This is a genomic window from Achromobacter sp. FW305-C-30-7 (assembly GCF_058783105.1).
Window position 1 is genome coordinate 619936 of record NZ_JBYSYI010000001.1, and the last position, 15211, is coordinate 635146.

The 15211-nt window shown below is 62.0% G+C and carries 15 protein-coding genes; 6 read left to right on the plus strand and 9 right to left on the minus strand.

All coding sequences use genetic code 11. The annotated features are described in order from the left end of the window. Window positions 1-5: 5 nt before the first annotated feature. A complete protein-coding gene (locus AC3WOB_RS02960; protein ID WP_492274119.1) occupies window positions 6-968 on the plus strand; it encodes a sugar ABC transporter substrate-binding protein in 963 nt (320 codons plus the stop codon). A gap of 12 nt (window positions 969-980) precedes the next feature. Next, a complete protein-coding gene (locus AC3WOB_RS02965) occupies window positions 981-1721 on the plus strand; it encodes an ATP-binding cassette domain-containing protein (protein WP_013396454.1) in 741 nt (246 codons plus the stop codon). An 85-nt stretch (window positions 1722-1806) separates the two neighbouring features. Here the strand turns inward: AC3WOB_RS02965 and AC3WOB_RS02970 are convergent, their stop codons facing one another. From AC3WOB_RS02970 to AC3WOB_RS02995, 6 genes are all read right to left on the minus strand, one after another. Beyond that, entirely contained in the window at window positions 1807-2088 is a 282-nt protein-coding gene (locus AC3WOB_RS02970; RefSeq protein WP_006385706.1) for a peptidylprolyl isomerase, read from the minus strand. A 290-nt stretch (window positions 2089-2378) separates the two neighbouring features. Further along, a complete protein-coding gene (locus tag AC3WOB_RS02975; RefSeq protein WP_492274120.1) occupies window positions 2379-2912 on the minus strand; it encodes an HNH endonuclease in 534 nt (177 codons plus the stop codon). 178 nt (window positions 2913-3090) lie between these two features. Then, complete coding sequence (locus AC3WOB_RS02980; protein ID WP_492274121.1) at window positions 3091-4986, minus strand: DNA/RNA helicase domain-containing protein; 1896 nt, start codon at window positions 4984-4986, stop codon at window positions 3091-3093. Between the two features lie 29 nt (window positions 4987-5015). Then, window positions 5016-5405: a nucleotide pyrophosphohydrolase gene (locus AC3WOB_RS02985; RefSeq protein ID WP_437340749.1), complete on the minus strand. Its 390-nt coding sequence runs from the start codon at window positions 5403-5405 to the stop codon at window positions 5016-5018. A gap of 203 nt (window positions 5406-5608) precedes the next feature. Next, window positions 5609-7054, minus strand: coding sequence for a M81 family metallopeptidase (locus AC3WOB_RS02990; RefSeq protein ID WP_492274122.1), 1446 nt, complete (start codon window positions 7052-7054; stop codon window positions 5609-5611). Between the two features lie 11 nt (window positions 7055-7065). After that, entirely contained in the window at window positions 7066-8040 is a 975-nt protein-coding gene (locus tag AC3WOB_RS02995) for a tripartite tricarboxylate transporter substrate binding protein (protein WP_492274123.1), read from the minus strand. A 192-nt stretch (window positions 8041-8232) separates the two neighbouring features. Between AC3WOB_RS02995 and AC3WOB_RS03000 the strand changes: the two genes are divergently transcribed. Then, complete coding sequence (locus tag AC3WOB_RS03000; protein ID WP_492274124.1) at window positions 8233-9153, plus strand: LysR family transcriptional regulator; 921 nt, start codon at window positions 8233-8235, stop codon at window positions 9151-9153. A 32-nt stretch (window positions 9154-9185) separates the two neighbouring features. On the opposite strand, the gene AC3WOB_RS03005 is transcribed toward AC3WOB_RS03000, so the two are convergent. Then, window positions 9186-10202: an amino acid ABC transporter substrate-binding protein gene (locus AC3WOB_RS03005; protein ID WP_492274125.1), complete on the minus strand. Its 1017-nt coding sequence runs from the start codon at window positions 10200-10202 to the stop codon at window positions 9186-9188. Window positions 10203-10342: 140 nt separating this feature from the next. Between AC3WOB_RS03005 and AC3WOB_RS03010 the strand changes: the two genes are divergently transcribed. Beyond that, window positions 10343-11467: an FUSC family protein gene (locus AC3WOB_RS03010; RefSeq protein ID WP_492274126.1), complete on the plus strand. Its 1125-nt coding sequence runs from the start codon at window positions 10343-10345 to the stop codon at window positions 11465-11467. Window positions 11468-11476: 9 nt separating this feature from the next. Here the strand turns inward: AC3WOB_RS03010 and AC3WOB_RS03015 are convergent, their stop codons facing one another. Both AC3WOB_RS03015 and AC3WOB_RS03020 read right to left on the minus strand, forming a co-directional pair. Next, on the minus strand, window positions 11477-12325 hold the full coding sequence (locus tag AC3WOB_RS03015) for a DMT family transporter (protein WP_492274127.1): 849 nt from the start codon (window positions 12323-12325) through the stop codon (window positions 11477-11479). Window positions 12326-12447: 122 nt separating this feature from the next. Beyond that, window positions 12448-13356 (minus strand): LysR family transcriptional regulator, encoded by a 909-nt coding sequence (locus tag AC3WOB_RS03020; protein WP_492274128.1) that lies wholly within the window; start codon window positions 13354-13356, stop codon window positions 12448-12450. A gap of 95 nt (window positions 13357-13451) precedes the next feature. On the opposite strand from AC3WOB_RS03020, the gene gstA reads away from it, so the two are divergent. Then, the gene (gene gstA, locus AC3WOB_RS03025) at window positions 13452-14066 is read left to right on the plus strand and encodes a glutathione transferase GstA (RefSeq protein WP_492274129.1); all 615 of its coding nucleotides are present in this window, start codon (window positions 13452-13454) and stop codon (window positions 14064-14066) included. Window positions 14067-14170: 104 nt separating this feature from the next. Next, on the plus strand, window positions 14171-15160 hold the full coding sequence (locus AC3WOB_RS03030; RefSeq protein WP_492274130.1) for a Bug family tripartite tricarboxylate transporter substrate binding protein: 990 nt from the start codon (window positions 14171-14173) through the stop codon (window positions 15158-15160). Window positions 15161-15211: the final 51 nt, after the last annotated feature.

Here is a 15211-nt window from a genome sequence, read left to right on the forward strand (position 1 = left end):
TAACCATGCGTAAATCCTTGATGCGCAATCTGCTGTTGGCCGCGTTTTCCGTGCAGGCCCTGGCCATGGGCGCCGCCGCGCACGCCTTCGACGTGGGCGTGGTCGCGTTCCAGATGTCCTCGGAAACCCATGCCCGCGTCGCCAATGCCGCTGCCGAAGCCGCCCGCGCCAAAGGTTGGACGGTCACCCAGTTGAACGCTGAAGGGTCGCTACCCAAACTGGCCGAACAGCTCGACACCCTGGTCAACAAGAAGGTCGACGCCATCGTCATCGCCATGGGCAAGCCCGTCGAAACCGATGCGCAGCTGCAAGCCGCGAAAGAGAAAGGCATTCCCGTCGTCGGCGTGATGTCGGGCGTCAGCCCCCACATGCTGTTCGACGTCGAGGTCAACGAATACGCTACCGGCGCCCAGTCCGTGCTGTACCTGCTGGGCAAGATGGGCTACCAGGGCAACATTCTGTCCGCGCGCTTCGACGGCAACTCCGGCACCCGCATCCGCGGCAAGATGCTGGACGCCGTCCTGACTGAGAACACCGCGGTCAAGGACCTGGCCAAGTTCAGCATGGCCCGCACCCAGAGCTGGCGCGACGACGTGCGCAACGGCATGCAGGCGTTGCTGCTGCGTCACCAGGGCCAGTTCAAAGGCATCTGGGCCTCGTTCGACGGCCAGGCCTATGTCATCGACGATCTGCTGCAGGCCCAGGGCATGAAGAAGGGCGACATCACCCTGGTGTCCGTCGACGGCAGCCCGGAAACCTACCGCCGCATCGCTGATCCCAACAGCCTCATCACCGCCACCATGATGATTCCCTTCGAGCAAATGGGCACCAAGGCCATCTACGCCATCGACCGCATCGTCGTGAAGAAGGAGCCCAGGGAAACCATCGCCGCCGGCCCCTACCTGTTCATGGACTCGGTCCTGGTCGACGCCAGCAACGTCCAGAAATTCCTGCAACCCGCCAAGTAAGAGCCCGCAGCCATGACCGCCGCGTTGTCGCTACGCCAGATCAAGAAATCCTACGGCGCCGTCGAAGCCCTGAAAGGCGTGGACCTGGACGTGCCCCAGGGCAAGGTCATGGCCATCTGCGGCGACAACGGCGCGGGCAAGTCCACGCTCATCCGCATCATCTCCGGCGCGCAGGAACCCAGCGGCGGCGCGATGAGCCTGAACGGCAAACAGGTCGTGTTCGGCTCGCCCCACGACGCCCTGGTGCAAGGCATCGCCACCATCTACCAGGACCTGGCCCTGGCTCCGCGCCTGTCTATCTGGGAGAACATCTTCATGGGCGCCGAACTGGTGCGCCGCGTGGGTCCGCTCAGCATCCTGGACAAGCGCCGCATGGCCCAGGACGCGCGCGGTTACTTGCAGCGCCTGTCCGTGCCCATCGACGACATGGACCGGCCCGTGGAACGCATGTCCGGCGGCCAGCGCCAGGCCGTCGCCATCGCCCGCGCCCTGCGCTGGGACGCCCGCGTCGTCATCATGGACGAACCCACCGCCGCGCTGGGCGTCAAGGAAACCGCGCTGGTGCTGAACCTGGTGCGCAAACTGCGCGAGGAAGGCCGCACCGTCATCCTCATCAGCCACAACATGGCCGACGTGGTGGCGCTTGCGGACCGGGTCGCGATCCTGAAGAGCGGCGCCAAAGTCATCGAGCGCGACGTGGCCGGACTGGACGCGGATGCGCTGGCGCATATGGTGATGACGGGCAAGGAATAGATTCCTGGCTCGTCTTTCGAGCAGACAAAATAAGGCCGCCGCCAGACTCTTCTGGCGGCGGCCTTTTAGCGTGCAGCAGCGGGACTTAGTCCTTGCGGCTGGTCACTTCAACCAGGTGGTAGCCGAACTGCGTCTTCACCGGACCCTGGACTTCGCCGACCGGGGCGCTGAACACCACGGTGTCGAATTCCTTGACCATCTGGCCCGGACCAAACGTACCCAGGTTGCCGCCGTCGCGCGAGGACGGGCAGCTGGAGTTTTCCTTGGCCAGCTGAGCAAAGTCGGCGCCGTTTTCGATGGCGGTCTTCAGTTCGTTAGCCTTGGCTTCGGTGGAGACGAGGATGTGACGGGCGGAGGCTTGTGCCATTTGAGGGCTCCTTGCGGACTTGAATTGGGGAGGGGGAGAGTAACGCATTTGAGGGGATTACGCGGCTAGCGTACCTCAACTACGTTGTTCAACCGTGTAACACTTGAGCCGATGCGCACAGGATATGTGACATAACCTGACGTACTACGAGCCAAGTAGTCTGATCTTCTTTTGCAGTATTCAGTGGTCGGGGGTGGGCGGCCGATTTGAATCTTAGTGCCCTGTGCCTCTTGAGCAAGCTCACAATCGGGAATGGCGGAATTTCCTGCAGATAAAAAGCAGGCTATTTTTCACGCGTTGGTACGCACTAATTCTCGCAATTCTTGCATCGTAAGCCAGTCACGCCTGGCGTGAACGATGCGATGACAGTTTGCGCAGAGCAGGGCGAGGTCTTCAATATTGCTGCGGTGATCATCCGCTACGGTATGTAGTGGCTTCGTGTGGTGGGCATCGATCAGGCCCTCGCCTCTTGGTCCATAAACAGTACTGAAGTCAAAACCACAGGCTTCGCAGGCAAGCCGGCCATGTTTCTTGAGCGCTGCTTGCTTCGCTTTCCGGACCAGTTCCCTATTTCGTTCGCGATAGCGATGTAAGCGAGTCAGGATGCGGCCTTCGGGGGCGTCACAGGCTTCCTCGTCTTCCAAATCTAGAATGTCATCGCGGCTAGATCCTTTCCGGATAGCGTTGCTGACCTGAGCCAACTGGGCTGCATTCGAGGCAAAGAGATTCCATACGACAGATTCGTCCTTATTGCCTCGCGTCAAGCCCTTCTTTCCAGTATCAATGTACAAAGGGTCCAGGCGCCGAAAGTTCATCAGCTTCATATACACACCGTTGACATTGCGGTACGTATCAGACTTTGGTCGGCCTAGCGCTCCAGCCATTCTGTTCAACAATTTCGATAGCTCGATGACCTCAGGGCTTTCGTGTCCAGGCAGGGAGGACCGATGCTTCACGTAGAGGTCCAGGGCGAGGATCAGTTCGTCTCTTGACCAAGGTGGATTACGCATACTTGACCGTTCGCGATACTGTCTCGGAAGTGACGCCAATTCGCTGCCGAAAGTACTCTCTGGTTTCCTCGTCAGTACAGAAGACGTAGCATCCTTTCATGCCCCGCGTCATGAGAGTCCTGTACGTATTCTTGATAATTAGATCTACTTCCGCCTTGACATGAAGCCCTTCGGTTTTAAGACGGGTCTTGTAGCCACGGATTGACTTGTCGTGGCGATCGCGCGCCTCTGGCGTCGTAAAAATCGCGCCGTTACGCACGATCAGGTCTGGGCCGATGATGACGCCGATATAGTCGACTTCGAGCCCTTGGCACGTGTGAATGCACCCAACCTGCTCGATGGACTCTGGGGCAACGATCCAAAGACTACCGTCGGTGTCGAGGTTCCATTTCCGCTTGTAGCGTTGACCGATTTCAATGTCGAACGCCTTGGAATCCTTCTTGCTTCTCCAGGGCCAACAGTAGCCGGCGACGACACGTGCCTTATTTTGGAAGTTTTTGGCTTCAATAGCTGCGTGTAGTTCTTCCGCAGTGTCGAATACCTTGAACTCATATCCAGAGGTATCCAGAACTTCATTTGCGGTCGGGCGGACATCCAAGGTGTTATCCAACCAGGCCAGATACCCATCTGAGCCACTGCAACGAAATTGCGAGCTGAGTTGGTACTCTTCGACCGTCGCGCCTTTGGCTTCGGCGAAGTCTCGGATCGCGCGCTTGCTTCCGATATCGCTCAGCGTGACTCGTTGATCTTCGTCGATGAGGAAAATGGCGCAATTGGAAGCCTCGATCAGCTCCATCACTTGATTTTCGCCGAGGTTGCCGTATAGCCCACTCTTTTCGTTGAGGCGGTGGGCCTCATCCACGACGAGAAAGTCAAACTTATTCTTTTCAACTTCGAAAAAATTCCCAGATCCGGAAAACATGGTGCCGTACTTGCTGCGTGTGATTGAACCTGCGAGGCGGGATTCATACACTTTCCGGGGAGCTGCATTCTTTGATACGTACTTGCCAACCAAGCCAAGTCCAGTTAGTTGCACCAAGAGATTGATGGCGAGCACCGATTTTCCTGTTCCGGGTCCGCCTTCAATAATTACTACGCGGGGACGATCGGACGATGCCGTTCGGGCAGCCGCGAGAGCCGTCTCGTAGATTTCCTTTTGTTCATCAATCAGTACGAATTCGGGCTGAGCCTTGAGCAGCCCTGCGAGTGCCTCTGCGAGAGCTTTGGAGGGGCGTACTCGACCGTTAGCTAGTTCATGCAGTACGGCCTTTCCGTCACCACAACCAATATGGTCTTTGATGAATTGACGCAGGCGATTCCGCTCTTCCGAGCCCTTCAGAAAGAGGGGAGCCTTGGCTAGATATCCAGCGTAGTGGTCGGAATCGATGATTCCATCTTGGATGTAGTTGTGAAGATAGGCGCAGGGGAGAATCGAGATGCCGCCAGCGTAGACGGCTTCATTAAAGCCCTCCAGCAGCGTTGCGTAGGACCAGGCTTGATAGGAGGGATGCACCACCTCGCGTAATCCGCCTCCCAACAGCGTGGTTACCATGGCATCCTTCGTAGTGGCTGACGCGGTCTGCCATCGCTTCAGTTCAACGAGGATTGCGTTTTTTTTGCCAGTGCTGTCCTTGCCCGTCAGTGTTACGTCAATGCGCTTTCCTGATTGCGGGATATGTAGTTCCACAGCTACGCCGACGTCGTTAGGTATGGCCTCGTCGCGCAAGACTCTTGCGATATTTCCTAGAGATTCCTTCCAGGACTGAAACTCGCTATCTCGAACGGATCGTCCAGTCGCTGCCTTGTAGCGGCTCAGAATGACGTCTTCGATGTCATTGTGGTCGTTGTCGAACAAAAACTGTTTCTTGTCTGCTTCGTAAACGATCATTTTTTTTCCACCGCGAGTTGCGGCTCTTCTTAGAGTTCGTTGTATTTCTTGCTGGAGCCCTTGGCTTTCTCCGCCGGATACTTCTGCGCGTTCTTCAGTAGTTTCTGGGTGACGGCTTCGTTAAGGTCGACACCCAGCGCGGATGACAACCGAACCAAATAGAGCAGTACGTCCGCGAGCTCGTCCTTGACGGCTTCTGCGGTGGCGGGGTTCGTACCAGCGGCCTTTGAATCCGCTTCGGTCATCCATTGGAAGATTTCGGACAGCTCGCCGACCTCCCCGGTCAAAGCCATAACCAGATTTTTGGGGGAGTGGAACTGTTCCCAGTCGCGGTCCTTGGCGAACTTGTCTTGCGCTGCGCTGAGGCGTGCGATATCGATCAGGGGTTCGCCAGACTTTTGGTCGCTGATAGCCTTCACAGCCTTCCTTTAGTCCGATATTTGATCTAGGGACACATGTTACTCGGTCTTACCCGAGTTGAACGAAAGGAAAGCCAATACCGCTGGGTCTGAGGCTTTTGGACCGTCAGCTAGGGAAAGCGACTTTGATGTCGTAATGCAATTGGCGGACATTCCCAGGAGAACGCCCGCCAATATCCAGTCGGTATGTGTTGACCAGCTCTTTATGCGTCAATCGGCCATTTAGGCCTTTCCACCCGTCGATACACCAACCCCCTCAAATCCAACGCCGCCGACCCCGGCGCATCTGCAAACACCAAAGCCCGCGCCACCTTGGCGAACGACGCCTGGAAGTGCTGCGCCGACTTCACCACGATCAGCGCCTTCTCCTCCAGCCGGCAGCCGAGCTGGGTGAAGACATCGATATCCATGGCCTGGGCCCGTACCGTGATCAGCACAATCTCAACGCCATCCGCCTCGACCAAGGCGGAATTCCCTACGACAGCGGGCGATCCAGACAAGCCCGTCATGACCATGTCCGGCACCAGCGCCCTGACCGTGCACATCAGGTCCAGCGGTTCCCCTGACAGGGGGCTGATCTTGCCCCCAATGCGCAAGGGCAAGCGCGCGCCGACGCCAGCGCTGAAAGCTATGCGGACGGCGATGGGGTCCCACATGGGGCCTATCGCCACATTGCGCATGCCGCGTTCCAGCAGACGCCGCAGCAGGAAGGTTGAGTCGCCCGCGCCGCCGCCGCCGGGATTGTCGGCCGCATCGGCGATGACGACAGGCGTTGCGCCGTATGCCAGAGCCTGGTCGATGGCTTCGTCCGGTTTGGGATAGACAGGCGTCAACACTTCGCGCATGCCTATCAGCTCGTCAGCCAGACGCCGCGCCAGTTGCTGGGCGGCCGGGGCGTCACCATCGGCATAGACCAGCAGCTTGGTCCCCATGTCTGGCACGTCGCCCCAGGCGAAGCTGTGCACCACGGAAATGGAAAGGATGCCGTCTTTGCCCTCCAGCGCGCTGATGCGGTCGATGTAGCCGCGCGCTGGTTCCTGCAGCGTGCGGATGGTGACGACCATCCCGCAGTCAACGACGGCGGCGACAGGCGCGATACGGCGCTCGACGATGGCCGCGCAGAAGTCCACCAGTTCCAAAGCGCGTTCGCGGATGTCGGTGTGGGGATATTCCTTGTACGCGACCAGCATGTCGGCGTTGGCCACCATGGCCTCCGACAGGTGGCAGTGCGGATCCAGTTCCGCGCCCACCACGACTCCGGGGCCGACGATCTTGCGTATCCGCGTCAGCAGGTCGCCTTCGCAGTCTTCATAACCATCGGCCACCATGGCGCCGTGCAGGCCCAGCACCACCATGTCGACGGGCAGGGCCTGCTGCAGGTCGCGCAGCAGTTCATCACGCAGCGTTTCGTAAGCATGGCGGGTGGTGACGCCGCCGGGTTGGGCGCCGGCGGCCATGCCTTCGATCACGGTCCAGCCGTGTTGCGCGCCGCGCTGGCGCGCTGCCCACAGGGGGCCGCTGAAGATGGTCATCTCGGGAGGATGGGTGCCGGCGGGGTAATAGCCCCGGTCGGAAAAATCATCCAGCGAGGTGGGCAGCGGAGCGAACGTATTGGTCTCCGTCGACAGCGAACCGGTGAAAACGCGCATGGTACGAGTGCTTAGTCCGCGGTGGCGCCGGATGCCTTGACCACGTCGGCGTACTTGGCGATTTCGGAAGCGACGTGCTGGCGCAGCTCTTCAGTCGTGCCGCCGCCGGGCGTGGCGACCATGCCGGCGAGCTTTTCCTGGATGTCCTTCTCAGCCAGGATCGCGTTGACTTCCTTGTTCAGCTTTTCCACGATGCCCGCGGGCGTGCCGGCCGGCGTGAACAGCGCATACCAGGACGTCATCTCGTAACCCTTGACGGTGGCGTCGATGGTGGGGATCTCGGGCGCGAAGGGCTGGACGGTAGCGCTGGTGACGCCCAGTGCGCGCAGCTTGCCGCCCTGGATGAGCTGCATGACGGAAGGCGCGGTGTCGAACATCACCTGGATCCTGCCGGCCATCAGGTCGGTGAGGGCGGGCGCGCTGCCCTTGTATTGCACGTGCTCCATTTCCACGCCGGTCATCATCTTGAACAGTTCAGCCGACAGGCGGGTCGACGAGCCTGCGCCGGACGAGGCGAAGAAGATGTTCTTGGGGTTGGCCTTGGCGTAGGTGATGAACTCCTGCACGGTCTTGGCCGGCACGGTGTTGTTCACCACCATGATGTTGGGGAAGCGCGTCAGCAGCGCCACCGGCGCGAAGTCCTTCTGGAAGTCGAAGGACAGTTCCTTGTAGAGCGACACGTTGATGGTGCTGGCGTTCGAGCCCAGCAGGATGGTGTAGCCGTCGTTGGGCGAGCGCGCCACGGTGGCGGCGGCGATGTTGCTGGCGGCGCCGGGGCGGTTCTCGACCACGAAGGTCTGGCCCAGCTTGTCCGACAGGCGACCAGCGATCAGCCGCGCCACGGCGTCGGACGAGCCGCCAGGCGCATAGCCGACCACGACCTTGACGGGCTTGTTGGGGTAGGCGGCTTCCGGCGAGGCGAATGCGGCCTGTTGACTGAACACGCTCAGGGTTGCGGCAGCGAGGATCGAAGCGAAGAGTTTCATGCTTTAAGGCTCGAAATGGGCGTTACCTCGCATTGCCGCCGCCGCTGGTTTCCAGCTTGCGGCTCGCAACCGAGCGGATTTGAAAGTACGCGCATTATTCGCAATCGCAGCCCTGTAAATCAATGTAAGCTGAGAGGAAGTTTGTTGCTAAAAAGGCAACGATTTGAAGAAATCGTAGAAAAGGGGACAAGCATGGACGGAGGTTTGAGCGCGCGGCGCCTGCAATACTTCTTCGAGGCGGTGACGACCGGATCGGTGCGCGGCGCAGCCGAGCGCCTGGGCGTGGAACCCTCCATCGTCAGCCGCCAGATCCAGCTGTTGGAAACGGAGCTGGGCGTGGCGCTGCTGGAACGCAAGGGCCGCGGCATCGTGCCCACCGATATGGCCGCTATCGTGATGGATCACTGCCGCGACCGGCAGGCCAGCGAGCAGGCCCTGCGCGCCCGGCTGGACGAGGTCAACGGCTTGCAACGCGGCGATATCCAGATCGTCACCAGCGAGGGATTCGTGGATATCCTGATGAGCGGCGTGGTGGACGAATTCTGCCGACAGCATCCCGGCGTGCGGGTGTCGCTGAAGGTGGCAGGCGCTTCCGACGCGGTGCGCGCCGTGGTGCACGACGACGCACATATCGGCGTGGTGTTCGGCGCCCCGGCGGACCCTGGCATACGCGTGGTCCACACGCGCAATCATCCGCTGTGCGTGATCGCGTGGCCGGATCATCCGCTGGCGCGGCAACGCAAGCGGCCGACGCTGAAGGACGTGGCGAGCCATCCGATCGCGCTCATGGGGCCGGGGTTCGGTCTGCGCCAGTTGATCGAGATGGCCGAGCTCTCGGAGAACATCGTGCTGTCGCCCAGCTTCATCGCCAACTCGATCGTGACTTTGAAGCGCTACGTGGAAAGCCGGCTGGGGCTGACCTTCACGTCGGCGAATTCGGTGGTGAAAGAGGTCGCCAGGGGCGAGCTGGTGGCGTTGCGCACCACCAATCCCATCTTCGAGGCGGCGCAGACGCGGCTGATCGTGCGCGCCAATCGGCCGCTGACCAGTGCGGCAAGAGGGATGCTGGAAAGAATCCAGGCATCGCCGTTGTTCCACGGCGCGAAGCCGTAGCGGGCGATGCCTGGCAAGGTCTTGCTGCGTGCTTAGCGCACCGGCCAGCCGTACATCAGCCCGCCATCGCGGTAAGAAGCGTTCAGGCCGCGCGGCAGCTTCAGCGGGCTGCTGGGGCCCAGGTTCTTCTCAAAGCTCTCGCCGTAGTTGCCGATGTGCTTGATGATGTTGTAGGCCCACTTGTCATCCACGCCCAGGTTCTTGCCCATGCCCGGGGTCACGCCCAGCAGGCGCTGCACGTTGGGGTTAGTGCTCTTGAGCATTTCGTCGACGTTCTTGGACGTGATGCCGTATTCCTCGGCTTCCAGCATGGCGAACAGGGTCCAGCGGACCACGTTGAACCATTGCTCGTCGCCCTGGCGGACCATGGGGCCCAGCGGCTCCTTGGAGAAGTTCTCCGGCAGGATGTCGTACTTTTCCGGGTTCTCCAGGTTGCTGCGCGCCGCGGCCAGCTGCGACTTGTCGCCGGTGAAGGCATCGCAACGGCCCACCGCGAAGGCGCGGATGATCTCGTCCAGTCGTTCCACGACCACGGGCTTGAAGACGATGTTCTGTGAGCGGAACCAGTCGGCCAGGTTCAGTTCGGTGGTGGTGCCGGGCTGCACGCAGACCGTGGCGCCGTCCAGTTCCTTGGCGCTTTTCACGTTCAGGGACTTGTTCACCATGATGCCCTGGCTGTCGTAGTAGTTCACGGCCACGCCGATCAGGCCCAGCGTGGTGTCGCGGGTCAGCGAGAGCGTGGTGTTGCGGGGCAGGACGTCGACTTCGCCGGACTGCAGGGCAGTGAAGCGCTGCAGCGCGCTGACGGCCATGATCTTGGCCTTGGAGGCGTCGCCGAACATGGTGATGGCCAGCGCGCGGCACAGGTCCACGTCCAGGCCGATCCAGCCGCCCTTGCTGTCGTTCACCGAGAAGCCGGCAACGCCGGTGGACACGCCGCATTGGACGAAGCCCTTGTTCTTGACCGCCTCGAAAGTCGCGCCGGCGTGGGCGGTCAAGGACGAAATGAGTAAGGCGGTGCCTGCCGCGGCCAGTTTGAGTGCTTTCATGGATGTCTCCGCGCCGTACGGCGCATTTGTAGCGATCAGCCGAAGGCTGAGGTGCGGCGAATGGTAGCCAGCGGCATAAGGGGGGAGAATCAGGGAATTCCCGTTAAATCCGTCGAGCGGAATTTTCCACAGGCCCGTCCATGAACAAGAACGAAGAATCCTCCGGGCGCGGCCCCGCTGCATGGCGCGGCTACGCCTGGGCCAAGGCGCGCTTGCTGGGCGTGTGGCGTGAACTGATCCGGGTCAACGCCAGCGATAGGCCCTGGGAGATGCCCCTGGCCGCGGCCCTGTCGTCAGGGCTGCCCTTGCTGGTGGGCGCCTATTTCGGGCGTATGGATTACGGCCTGATGTCCAGCCTGGGCGGCATGGTGTTCCTGAGCCTGCCCAATTCCTCGTTGCAGCACCGCATGATGATGCTGCTGGCGGCGTCCTTCGGCATGGTGGCCTGCTATGCGGTGGGCGCGTTGACGCAGTTCTGGCCCACGGTAATGCTGTTGGCGCTGACCTTCATCGCCATGGTGGTGAACATGGTCTGCCGCTGCTACCGGCTGGGGCCGCCGGGCAGCCTGTTCTACATCATGGCAACCGCGATCGCGGCCTACACGCCGGGGAGCGTGCAGGAAATCCCCACACGCGTCGGCATGGTGGCCTTGGGTAGTCTGGTCGCATGCCTGGTGGCGTTTGTGTACTCCCTGCACATGACGCGGGTCGCGCCGCCGCCGCCCGAAACCGCGCTGCCCAAGCCCACTTTTGATTTCGTGGTCTACGACTCCGTCATCATCGGCCTGTTCGTGGGCGTGTCCCTGCTGGTGGCCGAACTGCTGCAATTGCCGCGGCCCTATTGGGTTCCTGTCAGCTGCCTGGCCATCATCCAGGGCGCGACATTGATGGCAGCCTGGAACCGCCAGCTGCACCGTATCCTGGGCACCGCCGTGGGCCTGTGCGTGGCATGGGCCTTGTTGAGCCTGCCGCTGAACGTATGGACCCTGAGCCTGGTGATGATGGCGCTGTCGTTCGGCATAGAAACGCTGGTGGTGCGCCACTATGCCAGCGCCGTGGTGCTGATCACGCCGCTGACGATCTTCCTGGCCGAGGCGCCGCACCTGGGCCAGGGCTATCCTGCGGCCGTCATCGAGGCGCGCTTCCTGGATACGGTGGTCGGTGCGTTTATCGGCGCCGTGGGTGCGGTGTTGCTGCATAACCAGCGCATCCGGCCGCGCTTGTCGCGCTGGATGCGGGCGGTGCTGCCCAGGCGCGTGAATTGAAGCGGACTGTCAGGCGGTCCGTTTCTTGACCAGCACCACTAGCGCAATACCCAGCAGGATCAGCACCGAAGCCGTCATCAGGATGGCGGTCACCGGCTCATCCAGGAACAGGGTGCCGCCGAACGCCGTCAGCACCGGCACGCTGAGCTGCACTGTCGCGGCGTGGGTCACTTTCAGCCCCTTGAGCGCCGCGTACCAGAAGACATAGCCCAGGCCCGACGTCACCGCGCCGGACGCCACGGCATACGCCACGCCCGCCGCGTCGTAGCCCACGCCCGAGGTCAGGCCATGCAGGAAGAACAGCAGCAGCGCGACCGGCGCGGCGCGGATGAAGTTGCCCGCCGTAGCGGACGCTGCGTCCCTGGCGCTGCGGCCCAGCAACGAATAGGCGCCCCAGGCGATGCCGGCCGCGATCATCAGCAAGGCGTGGAACAGCGGCGGTGCGCTGACGCTGGGCAGCATCAGGATCACCAGGCCGGCCACCGCCAGGCCTATGCCCAGCCCCTGCGTGATGCTCAGCCTCTCGCCGATGAAGAACCCATACAGGATCATGCTGATCTGGATCGACGCGAACAGCAGCAAGGCGCCAGTGCCCGCCGGGATCTGGGTGTAGGCATAGGCGAAGGCCAGGGCATAGGCCAGCAGCGCCGAGGCACCATTCCAATTACCTTCCAGCTGCCTCGTCGGCTTGCGCAAGCGCAACACAAGCCACAGCACCAACGCGCCGGAAGCGATGCGGATGGCGACAAAGGTGGCGGGGTCGATCGCGGTCTGCTTGAGCGCAAGGCGGCACAGCAGCGAGTTGCCGGCGAAGGCGAGCATGGAGAGCAGGGTGAGCGCGTACAGGCGGGGTGTCATGGCGCGGTGTTTCCCTTGGGCGGCGCTTCGGCGATCGTGTCCGGAAAAAGCGGGATGGAACGATGATCAGATCGTAGCGCGGAGTTTCGGCTGGCGGTTGGGATACACGCGAGCGATTCGTCTTAGCGAGTACGTACTTTGGCCGAAGCTTTTGAGCTAAGGGCGTGGGCGGCATGCTGCCACAGCGCGCCCACCGCCGCGGATTGCCGTCCGGCGGCGGAGCGCACCAGTCCGAACTCCCGGCGCGCCGCAGGGCTCAGCGGCAAGGCCCGCAACTGGCGCATGTCCGCAGGCAGCGTGGACTCGGGAACCACCGCGGCGCCCATGCCCTCCCGCACCAGCGCGCAGGCGCTGGCCCAATCGCGGACCGTGACGCGGATGTCGTTGAGCTCCAGCCCGGCCTTGCGGGCCAGGCTCAGGCCATTCACGGCGCAGCCGCCGGTCGCCAGAATGAACGGTTCATCGACCAGCTCGGCCAGTGCGATACCACGCGATGATGCGCGGCGGCTGAGCGCATGCGTGCCGGGCAGCAGCGCCATCCAGCGGTCGCGGCCCAGGATCAGGGCTTGCCTGTGCGTTGCGGGATTCATCACGACGCCCAGATCGATGGCGCCGCGCGACAGCCATTCCTCGACTTCTTCATCCGTGCCCTCCAAGGCCACCACTTCGATGCCGGGGTGACGCTGCCGGAAGCCGTGCAGGAGGGGCGGCAGCAGCGTCGAGATGACCGAGGGAAAGCTGCCCAGCCGGATGCGGCCCTGGCTCAGTCCCTGGCTGTCGTCGGCCAGTGCGCGGATGGACTCCAGGTGAGACAGCATCCCGCGGGCGTGATCGATGACCTGTTCGCCCAGCGCCGTTACCGCCACTTCCTTGCGGGAACGGGTGAAAACCTGGAGCCCCAGCGACGCTTCCAGTTGCGCGATGGCCTGGCTGGCGCCGGATTGGGTAATGCCCACGCGCTCGGCGGCGCGGGAAATGTTGCCTGTGTCGGCCGTCGCGACCAGCAAGCGCCAATGTCCCAGGTTCAACATATTAAGTAGCTGAGCTAATGATAGGAAAGTGGAGCATTAATTTTACCTGCGCCCGGCGGCGCGAGAGACTTCCCCGCTGTTCCCTCGGAGATGCCATGAAGCTCTATTACGCCCCGCATACCTGCTCGTTGTCGCCGCACATCGTGCTGCGTGAACTTGAATTGCCCTTTGAATTGGTCAGGGTGAACAACCAGACCAAGCAGACCGAGGACGGCCGCGATTTCCGCACGATCAACCCCAAAGGCTATGTCGCCGCGCTGGAGCTGGACGACGGCGACGTGCTCACGGAAGGGCCGGCCATCGTCCAGTATCTGGCTGACCTGCGGCCCGACATGAAGCTGGCGCCGCCCAATGGCACGCGCCAGCGCACGCGGCTGCAGGAATGGCTCAACTTCATAACCAGCGAGATCCACGCGGGTTCGGCGCCCCTGTTTCAGTCGGCCTTGCCCGAGGCCGCCAAGCTGCATTTCCGCGAACGGCTCTTCAAGCGCTTCGATTATCTGGACGGCATTCTGGCCGAGAGCGCCTATTTACTGGGCCAGCAATTCAGCGTGGCGGATGCCTATCTGTTTACGGTGATGGGGTGGTGCCGGTTCTTCGGGATTGAACTGGACCGTTGGCCGTTCCTGGCGGCGTATGCCACTCGTATTGGGGAGCGTCCGGCAGTGCTGGCGGCGCTGAGGGCGGAAGCGCAGGCCATCACGGTTTGAACGAAAGAAAGGCGCAAGACTGCAACTTCACTCGTTAAGTTGTAGTCTTGCGCCTTTCATCACATAACGTGGCCGCGCAGCGGCCGATCAAGGAGGAGAGAAATATGACGATGCTATCCGGCGCCAAACTGGGCAGGGCGGTATTGGGGATGACGCTGACTGCCGTGGCGTTTGCCGCATCGGTTTCCAATGCGCACGCGGATGACTATCCTACGCAGCCGATCAAGCTGATCGTGCCCTTTGCCGCCGGAGGCGGCAATGACGGGATCGCGCGCCTGCTGGGTCAGTTGCTGTCCGATGGCCTGAAACAGCCCGTGGTGGTGGAGAACCGCCCCGGCGCTGGCGGCAAGCTGGGCGTGGAGCAGGGCCTGAGGGCTGCGCCCGATGGCTACACCCTGACCTTGATTTCCAATAGCTATTCCGTCAATCCCAGCCTGTACAAGCTGCCGTTCGATCCGGTGGAGGACATGACGCCGATCGGCATGATCGCGCGCGCGCCTTTCTTCGTATCGGTCAATCCCGGCGTGCCGGCGGACAGCCTGGGTGATCTGGTGGCCCTGGCCAAGAAGAAACCGGGCGGCTTGACCTATGCCTCGTCCGGCACCGGCGGGATATCGCATCTGGCGATGGAGGCCTTCCTGAAGACGGCCGGTATCACCATGGTCCACATTCCCTACAAGGGGTCCGCGCCGGCGTTGACGGACACCGTCTCGGGCCAGGTCAACGTGATGCTGACCACGGCGGGCTCGACGCTGCCTTACCGCGAAGACAAGCGCCTGAAGGTGCTGGCAGTGACCTTGCCGCAGCGCGTGTCCTCGGCGCCGGATATCCCCACCGTGCGCGAGGCCGGCGTGCCGTACGACGTGACGGTGTGGTACGGCATCATCGCACCCAAGGGCGTGCCGCCGCAGGTGCAGGCCAAGCTCAACGCCGCGATCAATGCGGCGGTTGTCATGCCCGAGATGGCTGATCGGCTCAAGGCCACCGGGGAGGCAGCCGCGCCGGGCAGCCCGCAGGATTTTCGCGATCAGATCGTGAAGGAGATTTCTTTGTGGGGTGAGGTGGTGCGCGAGGCGGGCGTGACCGTTAATTGATTTCCTCTGCCGCTTGGGCCCCGGCCCAGGCGGCAGAGGGGCCGAAGATGC

Coding starts and splice junctions, on each gene's coding strand:
- AC3WOB_RS02960 (WP_492274119.1), top strand. CDS start 6: ATGCGTAAATCCTTGATGCGCAATCTGCTGTTGGCCGCGTTTTCCGTG.
- AC3WOB_RS02965 (WP_013396454.1), top strand. CDS start 981: ATGACCGCCGCGTTGTCGCTACGCCAGATCAAGAAATCCTACGGCGCC.
- AC3WOB_RS02970 (WP_006385706.1), bottom strand. CDS start 2,088: ATGGCACAAGCCTCCGCCCGTCACATCCTCGTCTCCACCGAAGCCAAG.
- AC3WOB_RS02975 (WP_492274120.1), bottom strand. CDS start 2,912: ATGAAGCTGATGAACTTTCGGCGCCTGGACCCTTTGTACATTGATACT.
- AC3WOB_RS02980 (WP_492274121.1), bottom strand. CDS start 4,986: ATGATCGTTTACGAAGCAGACAAGAAACAGTTTTTGTTCGACAACGAC.
- AC3WOB_RS02990 (WP_492274122.1), bottom strand. CDS start 7,054: ATGCGCGTTTTCACCGGTTCGCTGTCGACGGAGACCAATACGTTCGCT.
- AC3WOB_RS02995 (WP_492274123.1), bottom strand. CDS start 8,040: ATGAAACTCTTCGCTTCGATCCTCGCTGCCGCAACCCTGAGCGTGTTC.
- AC3WOB_RS03000 (WP_492274124.1), top strand. CDS start 8,233: ATGGACGGAGGTTTGAGCGCGCGGCGCCTGCAATACTTCTTCGAGGCG.
- AC3WOB_RS03005 (WP_492274125.1), bottom strand. CDS start 10,202: ATGAAAGCACTCAAACTGGCCGCGGCAGGCACCGCCTTACTCATTTCG.
- AC3WOB_RS03010 (WP_492274126.1), top strand. CDS start 10,343: ATGAACAAGAACGAAGAATCCTCCGGGCGCGGCCCCGCTGCATGGCGC.
- AC3WOB_RS03015 (WP_492274127.1), bottom strand. CDS start 12,325: ATGACACCCCGCCTGTACGCGCTCACCCTGCTCTCCATGCTCGCCTTC.
- AC3WOB_RS03020 (WP_492274128.1), bottom strand. CDS start 13,356: ATGTTGAACCTGGGACATTGGCGCTTGCTGGTCGCGACGGCCGACACA.
- gstA (WP_492274129.1), top strand. CDS start 13,452: ATGAAGCTCTATTACGCCCCGCATACCTGCTCGTTGTCGCCGCACATC.
- AC3WOB_RS03030 (WP_492274130.1), top strand. CDS start 14,171: ATGACGATGCTATCCGGCGCCAAACTGGGCAGGGCGGTATTGGGGATG.